Below are 17,693 nucleotides of genomic sequence, written 5' to 3' on the forward strand. Positions count from 1 at the left end.
CCGATGAATAATACTTAGATCAGCTGCAACCAGCCGGCTTGTACTTGGGATCCAAGGAATTACCAGTCACGCACGACCAAGTGCCAAGCGTGGAGTCGCGATTGAGGCTAATCGTCTTGCCCTGGATCTTGGCTGCATTACCCTTCAATGTGCAGGTAATGCCGGTGCTAGCAACGGCTATACCACAGCGCGCAGTGCTCGCCGTCAAGCCAATCTGCGTTGCAGTGGTTGGAATCGTGCCCTCGTTGACGAGAACTTCGTACTGTGTCTTGCCAGGAGTGATTTCTGCCAGACCCGCAGTCGCCTGCGACTTGGCAACATAGTCCTGATACATCGGCAGCGCGATGGCGGCCAGGATGGCGATGATCGCGACCACGATCATCAGTTCGATCAGCGTAAAGCCTTGCTGCTTCTTCATTAGGTATCCCCTAGAGTTGGTGAAAGTTGTCCGCCCGCGGGCCACTCCCTTTGGGCGCCGCGCGGCGGGTGCCACGTGCAGGAGATATCAAGCAAAATGCGTGCCAACGTCATGGCCTCGCTGCAATTCAACCCCTGAGCCTGGATGATGCACTACTCCCCAGCGTGTAGGCACACATCTTTCGCAGATTTGCGACAGAGTTGCGCCAAGGCCTGCACGGGTCAATAAGTGACGCAGTGGGTCAGCGACCCACCTTATCTAGGAGTCGAGCGCCTCAGGAGATGCCAGGAGGTAAAGAACCCGTTACCATCGCCTTGTATCCGCCTGGGGATGGCGGATGGGGATCAGACATGTCGGCAGTCCGTAGTACCATCAAGAACAAACCGGCGACCATCAACGCCGAGCAACTCATGAGCCCGTTCGTCTGGGAGGGAACGGACAAGCGCGGCGTGAAGATGAAGGGCGAGCAGGTTGCCCGCAACGCCAACATGCTGCGGGCCGAGCTCCGCCGGCAAGGCATCACACCCAGCGTTGTCAAGGCCAAGCCCAAGCCGCTATTCGGGGCAGCAGGCAAGAAAATCACGCCGAAGGAAATTGCGTTCTTCAGTCGTCAGATGGCCACCATGATGAAGTCGGGCGTCCCGATTGTCGGGTCGCTGGAGATCATCGGCAATGGTCATAAAAATCCGCGAATGAAACAGATGGTCGGGCAGATCCGTACTGACATCGAAGGCGGCTCCTCGCTACACGAGGCGGTGAGCAAGCATCCGGTGCAGTTTGACGAGCTGTATCGCAACCTGATCAAGGCGGGCGAAGGGGCTGGTGTGCTGGAAACCGTCCTGGACACCATTGCCTCATACAAAGAGAACCTGGAAGCCCTCAAGGGCAAGATCAAGAAGGCACTGTTCTATCCTGCAATGGTCGTGGCAGTCGCCCTATTGGTCAGCTCGATTCTATTGATCTGGGTCGTTCCGCAGTTCGAGGACGTGTTCAAAGGGTTTGGTGCGGAACTGCCTGCATTCACTCAGCTAATCGTCAATGCATCCCGATTCATGGTTTCGTATTGGTGGCTGATGCTACTTGTCGTCGTCGGCTCGGCTGTGGGCTTCATCTTTGCCTATAAGCGCTCCATTGCAATGCAGCATGCTATGGATCGTGTAGTACTCAAGGTGCCGATCATCGGACAGATCATGCACAACAGCTCGATTGCACGTTTTGCGCGGACTACTGCGGTGACCTTCAAGGCGGGCGTGCCACTTGTAGAGGCTCTTGGCATTGTCGCCGGCGCTACTGGCAATTCGGTGTATGAAAAAGCTGTGTTACGCATGCGCGAGGATGTGTCGGTGGGTTATCCGGTCAACGTGTCGATGAAACAGGTCAATCTGTTCCCACACATGGTGGTTCAGATGACAGCAATCGGTGAAGAAGCTGGTGCATTGGATGCCATGTTGTTCAAGGTGGCTGAGTACTACGAGCAGGAAGTGAACAATGCGGTCGATGCATTGAGCAGCCTCATCGAACCCTTGATCATGGTGTTCATTGGTACAGTAGTCGGTGGCATGGTCATCGGCATGTACCTGCCAATCTTCAAGCTCGCTTCGGTGGTTGGATAAGACGTAATGGCATTTCTCGACCAGCATCCCGGTCTCGGCTTTCCCGCCGCGGCCGGACTGGGACTGCTGATCGGCAGCTTCCTGAACGTGGTGATCCTGCGCTTGCCCAAGCGCATGGAGTGGCAGTGGCGGCGCGACGCGCGCGAGATCCTGGAGCTGCCGGAGTTGTACGAGCCGCCACCGCCGGGGATCGTGGTGGAGCCCTCCCATGATCCGGTCACCGGCGACAAGCTCAAGTGGTGGGAGAACATTCCACTCGTCAGCTGGTTGATGCTGCGCGGCAAGTCGCGTTACAGCGGCAAGCCGATTTCCATTCAGTACCCGCTGGTCGAGTTGCTCACCTCCATCCTGTGCGTGGCCAGCGTCTGGCGCTTTGGCTTCGGCTGGCAGGGCTTCGGTGCGATCGTGCTGAGCTGCTTTCTGGTGGCGATGTCGGGCATCGACCTGCGCCACAAGCTGCTGCCGGACCAGTTGACCTTGCCGTTGATGTGGCTGGGCCTGGTCGGCTCGATGGACAACCTCTATATGCCGGCCAAGCCCGCCCTGCTGGGTGCGGCGGTCGGCTATGTGTCACTGTGGACCGTGTGGTGGCTGTTCAAGCAGCTCACTGGCAAGGAAGGCATGGGCCACGGCGACTTCAAGCTGCTAGCTGCGCTCGGTGCCTGGTGCGGGCTGAAAGGCATCCTGCCGATCATCCTGATTTCTTCGCTGGTCGGCGCCATCCTCGGCTCGGCCTGGCTGGTAGCCAAGGGTCGCGACCGCGCCACGCCGATCCCGTTCGGCCCATATCTGGCCATCGCCGGCTGGGTGGTGTTCTTCTGGGGCAACGATCTGGTGGACGGCTACCTGCACTTCGCAGGCCTGCGTTGACCGGGGCATGGCGATGAGCAACTTCATCGTCGGCCTCACCGGTGGCATTGCCTCTGGCAAAAGCGCGCTGGCCGCCGAGTTCGAGAAGCTGGGGGTGCCGGTTATCGACGCAGACGTGATCGCGCGGCAGGTGGTCGCGCCTGGCCCCATTCTCGATGCCATCGTGGAACGTTTCGGTCGCGATATCTTGTTGCCGGACGGCACGTTGGACCGCCAGGCGTTGCGCCAGATTGTTTTCGCCGATGCAGTGCAACGGCATGCCCTGGAAGCCATCACCCACCCTGCAATCCGTGCGGAACTACAGCGGGCTGCGCTGGCTGCCGAAAGGCCTTATGTCATCGTCGCTATTCCCTTGCTCGCCGAGGCTGGTGGGCGTAAAGCTTATCCTTGGCTGGACAGGATATTGGTCATCGATGTACCAATCGAAGTGCAACGCGCGCGGCTGATGCAACGAGATAACACCACGTCGACGTTGGCAGTTCAGATGATTTCTGCACAGGCGTCGCGTGAGCAAAGGTTGGCGTTAGCAGATGATATGTTGATCAACAATGGACCGATAGCTTGCCTGGCAGAGAAAGCATCCGATCTTGATACCAACTATCGAAAAAGAGCAGCAATCAAAGAAGCGGGATAACCCTACAGCATACACCAACCGTATGCAATTCACGCTCATAATTAAGCAGCATCAAAAATTTTTCGACATGAAATTTGACACATAGAACCTCGCAATATTTCGCTCACATTAAAGCCATCGATTTTTTAAAAAAAATATCAAAGGAATTGAAGTATGCGGCTCGCCTCAAAGATTGCCTTCATCTTTTTGATTGGAAGTGCACTTGGCACACCAACTTTCAAAGCGGAAGCACAGACAGCAGGCGAGTATTGCTATCAATCCTGCTTCCGTTCGCTTGATGAAGCCGAAGCTGAAATGCGCTCAGCGCTTCCGTACGGGGCACTTTTAACAAAATACAAAACAATAATAACAGATGGAAATTCCGACACCCCGGCCTATCAAATCCAGTACCGAGTCAAACGGCAGCCACCGAGCAACATGAGCGCCCCCGGCTATCTTGTAGGAGGCCACGGGAGCGGCGACATGGGGATATGCCAGGCCAACGAAGATCCGTTCCTGAAAGCATATTGCATCAATGAGGACGAAATGCTCCAAGGCTGGATGGCCTATGAGCGCCAATCGCTCCCAGAGTGCACAATATCATCAGAACGTATAGAAGGGGTTTACGGCGAACCTTATGTTCAAAGCATTCCGTACTATGAAGGCAAGGGATACCTTAGCTTTGATGCACCAGGAGGGAAATGGCTGAAATTCAATCGCTCTTGCCCCGGATGGAGCGATCCGACCCCTAGCCCTCAACAGCTGATCCTTGTAAAACGGCAAATCTATTCGTGCCCAGCGGGGCTTTACCCCGTTGACGCCTTCAATCCAGCTTATAATTCTACAGGCAATCCTGACGCTACCGCTGACTATCCATTCCTATGTCAAAATGGCGACACACCGATAATCTATGCGAAGGGCATCGACCAAACTAAATCATGTCCAGCCAATAAAAATCCCTGCCTTCCAGCAACAGGGGACAAATTCAGACTAGAGAATGATTTAGTATTCGCCGGCAAGCCTTTCCAACGCTTTTATCACTCGCTCCAGCAACTTCAGGCAGATCAAGGAATGGCACCTGGCTGGAGCCATTCGTTCTCAGATTCCGTAGGCGGTGGCGGAACATTCCTAACGACCTTCGACGGTTTCTTTGAACAATTCAAATCCATAAGTAACGGCACCTACCGAGGTCAACGCAACAGCTCGGAACTGATGCTGCGGTCGGAAGACGGCACCACTATGTTGGTCACTGCAGAGGGAGACAAACGAATTTACAACTCAGCGGGACGGCTCACTGCCATCCAATCAAACGTTTCCCCTGCATTTGACATCGAACTCGTCTATGCCAGTAATAGGCTGATCAAAGCAATTGATGGCTTAGGTCACTCGCTAAAATTCAGCTATCGCAATGGGTCGCTAGATAAAGTCTCGCTCGACGATGGGAGCTACATCCAATATGGCTACGACTCAGATCAGAATCTCATAAGTGCGACGCATTCTGATGGAAGCGCACGTACCTACAAGTACGGAGAAGCTAACCTAGCTCCCGCTGGTCTTGCACACTTGATGACGGGTATAGAAGAAGGTGGAATCCGATATGCCACGTTTAGCTATGCATCCGATGGACGCGTGACATCGAGCAGCCTGCATGCGAATGGAAGCGCGGTGGAGACAACCTCGATCGCCTATTCGGGAGCATCCAGCGCCCAAGTAAGCCAGCCCAACGGCACGAGCTATAATTACCAATTCGGGCAAGGTCTTTTCCGGCAAATCGAATCAATTAGCGGACCCGATGGCGCGGTGGCCATGAGCTTTGAAAGGGGACGACCCATCTCGACAACCGATCGGCGCGGGAACACCACCAGATTTACTTATCAAGATGGCTTTTCTGGAGAAGCGACTTCCTCCAGCACTATTACAGAGGCCAGCGGGACGAATTACCTGCGATCACAAAAAATAACGCGAAATGCGGAGAATGGTGTCATAGAACAAGAGACCAACAACGCTGCCGGTATGACTTCGCTTGCGCGCAGTATTTACAGCGGCGGACTTGTAAGCTTTCGCTGTCGCTACGACGCCGCAGCTACGAACTCTTTGGCATATGTCTGCGGCTCTCAAGAAAACGCCCCGGCCACTGTCCGCCAAACGTCCTACAGCTACTGCACAAGCAACGATGCTGCCCAAGCTTCTAACAACTGTCCGATCGCCGGGCTATTGAAGCGGGTCGACAGCTCGGGACAGGGAGCATCGGACGCGTTGCAGTACGCTTACTTCGTCTCTGATGCGCCTGATTGCGGTTCACCCGGTAGTATTTGCGCGCACCGCAAAGGCGACCTGCAAAAGATCACCAACGCCCTGGGCCAAACCACCGAATACCTCGCCTACGACGGCGCTGGCCGCCCACTGTCCATCAAGGACGCCAACGGCATCGTCACCGACTACAGCTACCACCCGCGCGGTTGGCTGACCGCCAGCAAGGTGCGCGGAAGCGATGCGTCCAGCGAGGCCGATGACCGCATCACTCGCATCGACTACTGGCCCACCGGCCTGGTCAAGCAGGTCACCCAGCCCGATGGCGCGTTCACCGCCTTCACCTACGATGCGGCACATCGGCTGACCGACATCACCGACAACGCGGGCAACACCGTGCATTACACGCTGGACAATGCCGGCAATCGCATCAAGGAAGACACCAAAGATGCGGCAGGCACGTTGAAGCGTACGTTGTCGCGCGTCTACAACCAGCTTGGGCAGCTCAAGACGCAGGCCACCGCGACAAGCGATCCGACTGACTTCGAGTACGACGCCAACGGTAACGCCACCAAGGTCACTGATGCGCTGGCAACCGCGACGCAGAGCGAGTACGACCCGCTCAACCGGCTGTCGCGCACCCTGCAGGATGTGGCCGGCATCAAGGCCGACACCACATTCGACTACGACGCGTTGGACAACCTGACCAAGGTCACCGACCCCAAGGGCCTGGACACCAAGTACGAGTACAACGGCTTCGGCGATCTGGTGAAGCTCACCAGCCCGGACACCGGCGTCACCAGCTACAGCTACGACAGCGCCGGCAATCGCGCCACCCAGACCGATGCGCGCGGCACCACCACCGCTTACAGCTACGACGCGCTCAATCGCCTGACCAAGGTCACCTACCCCACCACCAGCCTCAATGTCGCCTATACCTTTGACGTGACGCAGGCGGCCTGCACCAGTGGGGAGACCTTCTCCGTCGGTCGCCTGACCAAAATGCAGGATGGCGGCGCGATTACTCAGTACTGCTACAACCGCTTCGGCGATCTGGTGCGCAAGGTGCAGACCAGCAACGGTAAGACATTAGCACTGCGCTACGACTACACCGTCGGCGGCCAGCTGCGGCGCATGACCTACCCGGATGGCGCGGCAGTGGACTACGTCCGCAACGCGCAAGGCCAGACCACGGAAGTGGGCGTCACCCCGGCCAGCGGCAGCCGCCAAGTGGTGCTGGGCAATGCCAGCTACTACCCCTTCGGCCCAGCCGCCGGCTGGACCTATGGCAATAGCCGCACCCTCGCCCGCCAGTACGATCTGGATTACCGCCCGCAAGCGATCCAGGACACTCGCCCCGGCGGGCTGGAAGTCGGCTTCGGCTTCGACCCGGCTGGCAACCTCACCGCGTTGACGCCTGCCGGCAATCCGACCCCGGAGATCGGCCTGGGCTACGACACGCTGGGCCGCCTGACCGGCCTCACCGACGGTAGCACCGGCACGCTGATCGACGGCTACATCGTTGATGCCACCGGCAACCGTCTCAGCGCAAAGGTCGGCACGGCTACGCAGATCTACACCTACCCGACCGACAGTCATCGCCTCAGCGCCGTGGCCGGTGTGGCCCGCACTTACGATGCCGCCGGCAACACCACCGCCATCGGCGGCACCGCCCGCCAATACACCTACGACACCACCGGCCGCATGACCCAGGCCCGCCGCGCCGGCGCGGTGACCATGAACTACCGCTACAACGGCCGTGGCGAGCAGGTGCGCCGCTTCCTGGGCACCACCAACACCTACACGCTCTATGACGAAGCCGGCCACTGGCTGGGCGATTACGACAGCAATGGCACGCCCAAGCAACAAGCGATCTGGCTGGACGACCTACCGGTGGGCCTGCTCGCCAACGCCAACAAACTGCTCTACATCGAACCCGATCACCTGGGCAGCCCGCGCGTGGTCATCGACCCCACCCGCGATGTGGCGGTATGGACATGGAGCTTGAAAGGCGAAGCCTTCGGCAACACCGCCCCGAATCAGGATCCTGATGGCGATGGTGCGGCGCTGGTGTTGGATATGCGCTTCCCGGGTCAGCGATTCGATGCCGCGAGCGGGTTGAATCAGAACTACTTCCGGGACTATGAGGCAGCGACTGGGCGGTATGGGCAGAGTGATCCGCTTGGCTTGAGAGGTGGCATCAGCACTTTTGGATACGCATTGCAGGCTCCTTTTGTCCACATGGATTTTTATGGCTTGGCAACTTGGAAAGGCTCTACTTTTGGAGTGGGTGTCGGGGCAGGAAAGTTCGGCTTGAACATAGACTTCTATCAAGTCACTTCCCCCTGTCCAGGTGGCGGACTCGCATCTGCCTATGTGATGGCAGTCGGAGGCGCAGGTGGATTAGGGGCACCAATTTCAATGGCTGGTTCACAAGTAGAACTAAAGGACTCCAATGATGTGCCAGACCCTGATGTATTCAACGGTCCTTATGCAAAATTCTCTGCAGGATCAGTTTCATTTGGCTTGGGCTATCAGATGTATCAAAAAATATCGATTGGCGGAGCCTGGTGGAACTTCGGCGCTGGAGCTGAGAGCACAGGATGGCATCAGAGCCAAGGCGGATTTGACGCCACTATTTATGGCGCTGCCGCAGGTAATGCCGTCGTTATCCAGCAAAAAAAATGCTCATGTGAAACGCAATGAAACTGGTTTATATCCTAGCGATGCTTGCAGGTGGATTTTTTCTTGGGCTAGGAGGCCTGATTCGATGGGGATCGTTCTTAGCTGCGCCTCAAGCTAAGCCTTTCCGATCAGCCTGGGACAAGAGGGGTTTAATAATGGCAATTGCAGGTGCGTCGTGGATGATCCTTGTTACGGTAATTTACGAATCACTTCGCTAGCGTTTTAGTTCTGCATGTCGGTAAAAATGAACCATTTAATGGCTAACAGAAGTATCTAAGGCTAGCCACTGTGGCGGCTAGATATAGACAAGACTGATTGTCGTCAAACTGTTGACATCCCAAGCAACCAGTAGCAACCTCTACCTCAAGGAGCGTAGAAACTCCTCTAGTAGCGGCACCCACCTCCGTCAAACTGGTGGGTTTTTTGTGCCTGTTCGCAGGCGCAAGCCGACGCGATGCCTGCGTCGGGAGGGCGGCTAATACAACACTCCTTCGGGAGGAATACGCCCGCCGACTACTAGCGGTTTCTAACCTCCCGACATCCCGTCGCCATCGGGCGACGGTGTCTGTTCTTCGAAGGAGGCGTTGTCATGGCAAATGTATCGATATTGCAGGTTGGTAGGCGGCGTCGCTCAATGGTGCTGGCGGAGGTGAGGCGATGAGCCGGGCGCCGTCTTCAACCGCCAAACGGTCCAAACCAAACGCCAAGCGCGCCGCTACCGCCAAGCGAGCAGCCACGCCGGTAAAGGACGCGCAGCCCATGCGACTGGTGCCTTCGCCCACGTTCGATGTGGACAATCTCGACTTCGACCGTCACACCAGGCCTCGCGCGGACGATTTACCGCAGCGCCAACCCCGCAAGGCGCGCACCCCACGTGCTGCACGGTGGGCTATGCGTTCTACGAGGCCGAACCCGGCCGGCCGCATAGCCAGCGCATTCCCAGCGTGCGCTTACGCGGGCTGTGGCTAGAGCAATTGGGGTTTGCGGTGGGCTGCAAGCTGCAGATCACTGCGCGCGAGGGTGAGTTGGTGGTGACGGTGGAGCGCGCGCCCTCGCAATGAACGAACAGCACCTCATCGTAATGACATCGACATTACGGAGGCGCTACACTACCTGGACATGCAGGAGGCGACACCATGCCCACACCAAGCACTATGCCCGGCAAGCGCGAAACCTTGAATCTCCGCATCAAGCCCGAGGAACGCAGCCTGATCGACCGGGCCGCCAAGGCACGCGGGAAGAACCGCACTGATTTCGTGCTGGACGCGGCGCGCTCGGCTGCCGAGGAAGCCTTGCTGGACCAGACCCTCATCGCGGCTAGCCCGGACGCCTACGCCGCCTTTCTGGCACGGCTGGACATGCCGCCGCAGCCGAATGCGCGCCTGCGCAAGACGATGCAGACTCCCGCCCCTTGGGAGAAGGCATGACGGTATCGGCGCCGGAACCGCTGACAGCGCATCACCGGGTCGAACTGTTCGCATCTGGCGTGGAGAGCCTGGACCTCTGGCTCAGGCGCCGCGCCCTGAAAAATCAGGCGACCGGCGCGTCGCGAACTTTCGTTGCCTGCGAGGATGACCGGGTTGTGGCCTATTACGCCTTGGCCTCGAGTGCGGTTGCCATGGACGCGACGCCCGGCCGCTTTCGCCGCAATATGCCGGACCCGATCCCCGTGGTGGTGCTTGGCAGGCTAGCTGTTGATCGATCCCTACATGGCAGAGGGTTTGGCCGCGCCCTGGTGCAGGATGCCGGCAAGCGCATCCTGCATGCGGCCGACACCATTGGTATTCGCGGGCTGCTCGTGCATGCACTGTCGACGGACGCCAAGGCGTTTTACGAGCGCATCGGCTTCGAGCCTTCCCCTCTGGATCCCATGGTGCTGGTCGTCACGCTGGAAGACCTGAGAGCCAGCTTGTGATCTGGCCGGGGGGGTCGTTCGAGGATGGAGACTGTTGTGGAAGATGGTGCGCTTGATGATTTCAGAACCGCAACCAATCTCGGAGGAGGCATTGCCGGTACAGCGGTCGCGCCCGGGTGCGCTCCTACGCAAGCGGGCGGTTGGTTAGCGATGGAACGCCAGCGTTGCGATCACGCCGCGCTCCTGCCCTGGGCGCACGCTCACCCGCCAGCCGTACAGGTCGCATAGCCGGCTGACGATCGACAGGCCGATGCCGCCGCCTTGCGAGTGGCCGGCGTGGGTGCCGCGGTAGCCGCGCTGGAAGAGTTTGGCCGCGTCTTCTTCGCTCAGGCCGGGGCCGGAGTCGATGACTTCCACGCAGTCGCCGCGCACGCGTACGCGCACCTGGCCGTCCTGGGTGTACTTGACGGCATTGCCGATCAGGTTGCCCAGCGCCACCGACAAGGCGGATTCCGGCGCGTCGATGACCAGGTCGCGCTCGCCTTCCAGCAGTAGCTCCAGCGGTTTGCCGCCGAGCTGTGCGCGATGGGAGTCGATCAATTGTTCGGCGACCTTGGCCACATTGCTGCTGCCCTGCCCGCGTTCGTTGCGCGAGAGCAGCAGCAGCGAGCCGATCAGATCGCTGCACTGCAGTTCGGCGCGCTGGATGCGCTGCAGCCGCTGCAGCACCTTCTCATCCAGATTGGGCTTGGTCAGCAGCAGTTCGGTGGCACCCCGGATCACCGCCAGCGGGGTGCGTAGCTCATGGCTGACGTCGGCATTGAATTCGCGGTCGCGCTGCACGACTTCGGTCAGGCGCGCCGAGTAGTCGTCCAATGCCTCGGCGAGCTGGCCGACCTCGTCGTCCGGGAAATGCGCTGCCAACGGTTTTGGCTCGCTGGTGCCGCCACGGTAGGCGCGCAGGCGGGCCGCCAGATCCGACACCGGGCGCATGACCTTGGACGCCGACCACCAGCCGATCACCAACGAAAACCCGCTGAAGACGAGCACCGACAACATCAAGGTGCGCTTGAGTTGAATTTCGCCGCGCAGCGTCTGCGTCATGTCGTAAGCGAGGAAGAACCACTCGCTGGGCGTCTTGCGCACCGCCAGTTTGTACGAATACGCATTGCCACTGTCGTCCACGCCGGAGATGGTGTGGATGCCGTCCGGCAATTGGTACCACTCCGGTTGTTCCAGCCGCAGCGCATCGAACTTGTCGCTTTTAACCACGCGGCCACGCATCTGCTGCACGGGCAGATCGGGATTGCGCAGCGGGTCCGAATAGAACCGCTGCGCAAAGGCGTCGATGTTGCGATTCATCACGTCTTCGACCAACTGGTTTTCCACGCGCGCGCGTGCCCAGTTGGTGGCGAAGGCGAACAGTGTTGTCAGGCAAAAGCCCAACAACACGAACGACAGAATGATGCGGCTGCGCAGGCGCCGCCGGTAGCGGCCACGCCGACGGGCGGGCCGCGCGCTGCTGTTACTTTCAGGCATCAGGCGAAGCGATGCGATAACCGATGCCGTGACGGGTCTGGATCATCGGCACGTCGAACGGCTTGTCGACCACTGCACGCAGGCCATGGATATGCACGCGCAGCGAGTCGGAATCGGGCAGTTCTTCGCCCCAGACACGGGTTTCCAGCTCTTGCCGCGTCACCACCGCCGGGGAGGCTTCCATCAGCGCCTGCAGGATTTTCAGCGCGGTCGGGTTGAGCTGCAGCAGCTTGCCGCGGCGACGCACTTCCAGGGTATCCAGGTTGTATTCCAGATCGCCGGTTTCCAGTACGCGGGTGTGCACGCCCTTGCCGCGACGCGACAGCGCGTTGAGGCGCACTTCCACTTCCTGCAGCGCAAATGGCTTGATCAGGTAGTCGTCGGCACCGGAATCGAAGCCGGCCAGCTTGTTGTCCAGCGAGTCGCGGGCTGTCAGCATCAGTACCGGCGTCTGCTTGCGCGCTTCGTTGCGCAGCTTGCGACACACCTCGATGCCGTCCATGCCGGGCAGGTTGAGATCGAGCACGATGGCGTCGAACTCGTGCACCACCGCCAGATGCAGGCCGGTGACGCCATCGGCGGCGAAGTCCACGGTATGGCCACGGTCTTCAAGATAGTCGCCCAGATTGGCGGCGATATCGCTGTTGTCTTCAATTACTAGAATTCGCACTGGAACCTCGTTGTTTGGTCACGTACCCGGCTGCCTCTGGACAGTTTGCCGTTGCATCCGCGTCAATTCGTCTTTGTTATTTTCTCGAAGTCGGCGCCGTTCGGCCGCCGTCATGCATTGGGTCGTAGAGAGATTGGAGCCCACTGCACGCACACGCTGGCAGATCATCCGGCTCTCTTCGCCTGCCTTGCTCAACAGTGCGTTGACCAAAGACTGGTCATTGAACACCGCCATCTTTGACTCAGGCGTGAGTTCCGCCGGGGCGGGCCGGGACTGCAGTGCAGTTTCTATACGCTGCAAGGCCGAAAGCACCCTGCTGCGATCCTCGGCGCCCATCTCCGAATACTTATCGCCGCTCCTCAGATCCATACGCACCTGCTCTGCCTGCTCGGCAAAGGGAGGCTGAGCCTCAACGTCTACAGCCTTCTTGCCCGCGGCAAATGCAGGCAGCGCTGCGCACATCAATATCAGTAGTAGTCCTTTCATGACGTTGCAGGTCGTTCCATCGATGGTAGGTAGCTGAATGTAGACGTGAACCTCAAGAGCGGCAAGCCATCCATAAAAAGGCCCAAGTGCGACACCGCACTTGGGCCAAAAGTTCATCCCGATCACCGTCACTGCCGAGAGCGGAGCTACGGTCGACAGAGGCTAGCGAGCAAAGGATTAGAGTTTCGTTAATTTTCCGCTAAAAACAGTTGATCTCCGATCAACGGGCCGATTCCTCGAGATGCTGGATGATGCTGGCGGCCACATCCACGCCGCAGACACCCTCAACGCCTTCAAGACCGGGGGTCGAATTGACCTCCAGGACCAGCGGCCCGCGCTTGGAGCGGATGAGGTCGACGCCAGCCACCGCCAGGCCCAGCGCGCGCGCCGAACGGACCGCCACCTGCTGCTCCTGCTCGGTGGCCTGGGCCACTGCAGCGGTGCCGCCAAGATGCAGGTTGGAACGGAAATCGCCTTCGGCCGCCTGGCGCCGCATCGCTGCGACGACGCGGTCGCCGACCACGAAGCAGCGCAGGTCTGCGCCTTCGGCTTCGCCAATGAATTCCTGCACGATGAAATTGGCATACAGCCCGCGCAGTGCCTCGACCACGCCGCGCGACGCGCTGGCCTTCTCGGTCAGGATTACCCCGGCGCCTTGCGCCCCCTCGTTCAACTTCACCACATGCGGTGGCGGGCCGAGCATGGAGAGCAGGTCCTGGGTGTCGTCGGGGTTGTCGCCGAACACGGTGACCGGCATGTCGATGCCCTGCGCCGCCAGCAGTTGATGCGCACGCAGTTTGTCGCGCGAACGCAGGATGGCGTCCGAGGGATTGGGCGTGTAGGTGCCCATGAATTCGAGCTGGCGCAGCACGGCGGTGGCATAGCGGGTGACCGAAGCGCCGATGCGTGGAATCACCGCATCGAAGCCGGTGATCGGCTTGCCCTTGTAGTGCAGGCTGAAGCCATCGGCGGCGATGCGCATATAGCACCGCAGCGGGTCGAGGATACGCACCGTATGACCACGCTTGCGGCCCGCCTCGATAAGCCGTCGGGTCGAGTACAGCTTGCTGTTGCGCGAAAGAATCGCGATTTTCATCGCAGCAGGGACACGGCGCGGCCTGGACATGGTCGGAGTCTGATGACGAGGTGACCCAAGCCCGTACGTCTGCCGGCCGACCGCGCGGGCGCATTGTGCGCAGCTCGCAACGGTTGAACTGGTGTGCGACGGCCCCGAGGATGGAGACGCGATAGCGCCTCGGCACGTGCTGCAACCACGCAGGGATGCGCAGCTCCAACCGGATCGATGCTAGCAGGGCGCACGCGCAGCGCTCAAGCAGTGGGAAGCCGCGCTGGATCCACCACTGCACCTTGTCGTGCTGACGCGGCATCGCAGTACTCGTCCATGCTCGATAGGGCCGCGTTTGCCACAAGCGAACGCCGCCGGTGCGCCAGATCACAGCGCGCTGCATGGTGCGAAGCCTCGGCGACGCGCCATCACGCCATACCCGTGTCGCCGTAACGCGTTTTGCACAGCAACAACCGCAATGCTTGCGTCCCCTCAATGCCGGCATGCCGGCGCACCCGAGACTCTCCATGCGACGTCCAGCAAGCGCGGCCTATGCCAACCCCTCCCGCATCCGCCAGGGACGCCCGTTTCCCCGCGGCGCTGTCTTCGATGGCAAAGGCACCAATTTCGCGCTGTTTTCCGCGCATGCCACACGGGTGGAACTGTGCCTGTTCGACGAACAGGGCAACGAAACCCGCGTCGACCTTCCCGAATACACCAACGAAATCTGGCACGGCTATCTGCCTGATGCAAAGCCGGGTCAGCGCTATGGCTATCGCGTGCACGGCCACTATGCGCCGACCGAAGGTCACCGCTTCAATCACAACAAGCTGCTGCTGGACCCGTATGCCCGCGAGCTCGAAGGCGATCTGATCTGGGCCGATGAGCTGTATGGCTACACCGTCGGCCATCCAGACGGCGACCTGAGCTTCGACGAGCGCGACAGTGCGCCGTTCATGCCCAAGTGCGTGGTGGTCGAAGACACCTACGATTGGGGCGACGATGCGCGGCTGCTCAAGCCGTGGAACGAGACGGTCATCTACGAAACCCACGTGCGCGGCTACACCATGCGCAACCCGCAGGTGCCCGAAGCGGTGCGCGGCACGTTTGCAGGTCTCGCCCAGCCGCAGGTACTGCAGTACATCAAGGACCTGGGCATCACTGCCGTCGAGCTATTGCCGGTGCACGCGTATCTGGATGATCAGCATCTGCTGGACAAGGGACTGCGTAATTACTGGGGCTACAACACCATCGGCTTTTTTGCGTTGAAGTCGCGTTACCTCTCCAGCGGCCACCGCGATGAGTTCCGCGACATGGTCAAGGCCATGCACAAGCAGGGTCTGGAAGTAATTCTGGACGTGGTCTACAACCACACCGCCGAAGGCAGCGAGCTGGGCCCGACCCTGTCGTTCAAGGGCATCGACAACGCCAGTTATTACCGGCTTGCCGAAGACAAGCGTTATTACATCAACGATACCGGCACCGGCAACACGCTCAATCTGAGCAACTCGCGGGTGATCCAGTTCGTCAACGACTCGCTGCGCTACTGGGCCGGCGAAATGCACGTCGACGGTTTCCGCTTCGATCTGGCCACCATCCTGGGACGTGAGCCGAGCGGTTTCGACCAGCGCGGCGGCTTTCTGGATGCGTGCAATCAGGACCCGCTGCTGTCGGAAGTCAAACTCATCGCCGAGCCGTGGGACTGCGGCCCGGGCGGTTACCAGGTGGGTCACTTCCCGCCGGGCTGGTCGGAATGGAACGACAAGTTCCGCGACAACGCGCGCGAGTTCTGGAAGGGCGAGGATGGCAAATTGGCAGAGTTTGCAACGCGCTTCACCGGCTCGGCCGATCTGTTCGATCGCCGCGGCCGCCGTCCCTGGGCTTCGGTCAACTTCATCACTGCGCACGACGGTTTTACCCTGCGCGACTTGGTGAGCTACAACGAAAAGCACAACATCGACAACGGCGAAGACAACCGCGACGGTTCTTCCAACGATGGCTCCTGCAATTACGGCGAAGAAGGCGAAACCGACAACGCCGACATCCTGCAACTTCGCGAGCGGCAAATGAAGAATCTGCTTGCGACGCTGCTGCTGTCGCAAGGCACGCCGATGATGCTCAGCGGCGACGAACGTGCGCAGTCCCAGGGCGGCAACAACAACACCTATTGTCAGGACAACGAGATCACCTGGCTGGATTGGGAAAACGACCCGACCGAGGGCCGGCTCACCGCCTTCGTCAAGGCATTGACCGCGCTGCGCAAGCGCTACCCGATTCTGTCGCGTGGCCGCTTTCTCAATGGGCAATACAACGAAGAGGCCGGCCTGCGCGATCTCACCTGGCTCAATCCAGGCGGCACCGAAATGGAAGACGCGCATTGGACCGATGCCGGTGCGCGCTCGGTCGGCCTGCTGCTCGAAGGCAAGGCGCAGACCTCCGGCGTCAAGGAGCTAGCCAACGACGACACCTTGCTGATCGTCATCAACGCCTACCACGAGGGCGTGACCTTCACCCTGCCGGCCGCTGATGAACCGGTGCATTGGAAGCTGGTGCTGTCGACCGATGAAGCGCTGGAGGTAGACATGATGCCGGCTGGCGCCAGCGAATTTCTGGCCCCGCCGCGCAGCGTGTCGGTCTTCGAGTGCAAGAGCGATCAGTAACGATTGAGCGGTCGAACGGCTCGCTGTCTACCGACATGGTGGGCGGCGAGCTTTTTTATGCGGTGCCGGGATGCTCGCTGGGCGACCGTATGCGCCGTGCGTCGACGAGATGCAGCGTCATTCCCGCACTGATACTGCTGGCATCGATTAAGAATGCAGCTTTGAGAGCTTTCTACGCGAATGCGCGAACTAGACGATGCCGCGAACTCAGCGCAGTTCTTAAATATCTTCGCAGCAGGCGGTAGACGCGCAAGCAAAGCGAAACGCAGCGCATCGGAACCTGTGGTGATCAGCGCCTGGCGATCACAGTAACTGGCGTAGCGCCTCGGCACTGCCAGGCCTGCGCTTCCATTTTGATTTCGCTACCGGCTTCCGTCAGCACGATGCTCAGCGCGATCGGGTCGTCATCACAAACTCACTGTCGCCACTATGACAAGCATACGAACAGGCAGTCGCGCACTGCGAAACGCTGCACGCATCGCCAAGCGACCACGCGGCTAACCCACGCGACTCGGATCCAAGCTCCCCCACGAGCATGCCAAATCGGCGAAAACTCACCCCGGGTAGAGCGGGAAACGCTTGTCCGGATGCTTGGACTTCCATTCCTTGTAGGAACTGGTGCCTTCCCAGGCCTTGAACGCACGCGGAGTGCGGCCACGGCCGGACCAGGTCTCGCCGGAATGTGGGATCCAGTACTTGGCCACGACTTCGCCCGTGGACGACAGCGGGCCCTTGGACTTGCCGGTCATCGCCAGCGAAGCGATCTGGGACTTCTGCTTGGCATTGAACCGGCTGCCGAACTGGGTGAGGACCTCGACAACCTGGTCGAAGGCTTCCAGGGTCTGGGCATATTTGAGCTGCGCCTCTTCCTGCTCAAGCTTGCGCAGCTCTTCCAGCAATTGGGCTTTGGCGGCGGCAGAGGGTGAAGCGGGCGGAACCTGGCGCATTGACGGAACTAAGGTTGGGCG

Annotated in this window: 13 protein-coding genes and 1 pseudogene; 8 read left to right on the plus strand and 6 right to left on the minus strand. The window is 59.7% G+C overall.

Going from position 1 to position 17,693, the window contains the following annotated elements:
- Nucleotides 1–19: 19 nt before the first annotated feature.
- Nucleotides 20–418 carry a pilin gene (locus ACCQ06_RS17145; protein WP_316687920.1) on the minus strand — a complete coding sequence of 133 codons (399 nt, stop codon included), beginning with the start codon at nucleotides 416–418 and terminating at the stop codon, nucleotides 20–22.
- Nucleotides 419–768: 350 nt separating this feature from the next.
- Here ACCQ06_RS17145 and ACCQ06_RS17150 point away from each other — a divergent pair, with 350 nt between their 5' ends.
- The 7 genes and pseudogenes from ACCQ06_RS17150 (at nucleotide 769) to ACCQ06_RS17180 (ending at nucleotide 10,364) form a co-directional block, all read left to right on the plus strand.
- A complete protein-coding gene (locus ACCQ06_RS17150; protein WP_316687921.1) occupies nucleotides 769–2,031 on the plus strand; it encodes a type II secretion system F family protein in 1,263 nt (420 codons plus the stop codon).
- Nucleotides 2,032–2,037: 6 nt separating this feature from the next.
- A complete protein-coding gene (locus ACCQ06_RS17155; protein WP_115513691.1) occupies nucleotides 2,038–2,901 on the plus strand; it encodes a prepilin peptidase in 864 nt (287 codons plus the stop codon).
- A gap of 13 nt (nucleotides 2,902–2,914) precedes the next feature.
- Nucleotides 2,915–3,535: a dephospho-CoA kinase gene (gene coaE / locus ACCQ06_RS17160; protein WP_316687922.1), complete on the plus strand. Its 621-nt coding sequence runs from the start codon at nucleotides 2,915–2,917 to the stop codon at nucleotides 3,533–3,535.
- 153 nt (nucleotides 3,536–3,688) lie between these two features.
- Nucleotides 3,689–8,470, plus strand: a complete 4,782-nt coding sequence (locus ACCQ06_RS17165; protein ID WP_316687923.1) for an RHS repeat-associated core domain-containing protein — start codon at nucleotides 3,689–3,691, stop codon at nucleotides 8,468–8,470.
- Nucleotides 8,471–9,106: 636 nt separating this feature from the next.
- Nucleotides 9,107–9,510, plus strand: a pseudogene (locus ACCQ06_RS17170) (SymE family type I addiction module toxin).
- A 75-nt stretch (nucleotides 9,511–9,585) separates the two neighbouring features.
- Nucleotides 9,586–9,876: a type II toxin-antitoxin system TacA family antitoxin gene (locus ACCQ06_RS17175; RefSeq protein WP_228325572.1), complete on the plus strand. Its 291-nt coding sequence runs from the start codon at nucleotides 9,586–9,588 to the stop codon at nucleotides 9,874–9,876.
- Complete coding sequence (locus tag ACCQ06_RS17180) at nucleotides 9,873–10,364, plus strand: GNAT family N-acetyltransferase (RefSeq protein ID WP_316687924.1); 492 nt, start codon at nucleotides 9,873–9,875, stop codon at nucleotides 10,362–10,364. The genes ACCQ06_RS17175 and ACCQ06_RS17180 overlap by 4 nt, the downstream gene beginning before the upstream one ends.
- Nucleotides 10,365–10,508: 144 nt before the next feature.
- Here ACCQ06_RS17180 and ACCQ06_RS17185 read toward each other — a convergent pair whose 3' ends face one another.
- From ACCQ06_RS17185 to rimK, 4 genes are all read right to left on the minus strand, one after another.
- A complete protein-coding gene (locus ACCQ06_RS17185) occupies nucleotides 10,509–11,843 on the minus strand; it encodes a sensor histidine kinase (RefSeq protein WP_316687925.1) in 1,335 nt (444 codons plus the stop codon).
- On the minus strand, nucleotides 11,836–12,513 hold the full coding sequence (locus tag ACCQ06_RS17190; protein WP_003490678.1) for a response regulator transcription factor: 678 nt from the start codon (nucleotides 12,511–12,513) through the stop codon (nucleotides 11,836–11,838). Before ACCQ06_RS17190 ends, ACCQ06_RS17185 begins: the two co-directional genes overlap by 8 nt.
- Nucleotides 12,514–12,531: 18 nt before the next feature.
- Nucleotides 12,532–13,116, minus strand: a complete 585-nt coding sequence (locus ACCQ06_RS17195) for a hypothetical protein (protein ID WP_316688070.1) — start codon at nucleotides 13,114–13,116, stop codon at nucleotides 12,532–12,534.
- 103 nt (nucleotides 13,117–13,219) lie between these two features.
- Nucleotides 13,220–14,095 (minus strand): 30S ribosomal protein S6--L-glutamate ligase, encoded by an 876-nt coding sequence (rimK, locus tag ACCQ06_RS17200; RefSeq protein WP_055848862.1) that lies wholly within the window; start codon nucleotides 14,093–14,095, stop codon nucleotides 13,220–13,222.
- 497 nt (nucleotides 14,096–14,592) lie between these two features.
- On the opposite strand from rimK, the gene glgX reads away from it, so the two are divergent.
- Nucleotides 14,593–16,725 carry a glycogen debranching protein GlgX gene (gene glgX, locus ACCQ06_RS17205; protein ID WP_316688074.1) on the plus strand — a complete coding sequence of 711 codons (2,133 nt, stop codon included), beginning with the start codon at nucleotides 14,593–14,595 and terminating at the stop codon, nucleotides 16,723–16,725.
- Between the two features lie 554 nt (nucleotides 16,726–17,279).
- Here the strand turns inward: glgX and ACCQ06_RS17210 are convergent.
- Nucleotides 17,280–17,672: an H-NS histone family protein gene (locus ACCQ06_RS17210; RefSeq protein ID WP_104617555.1), complete on the minus strand. Its 393-nt coding sequence runs from the start codon at nucleotides 17,670–17,672 to the stop codon at nucleotides 17,280–17,282.
- Nucleotides 17,673–17,693: the final 21 nt, after the last annotated feature.

It is taken from the genome of Xanthomonas sp. NCPPB 4467 (assembly GCF_041475665.2).
Taxonomy (GTDB): Bacteria; Pseudomonadota; Gammaproteobacteria; order Xanthomonadales; family Xanthomonadaceae; genus Xanthomonas; species Xanthomonas dyei.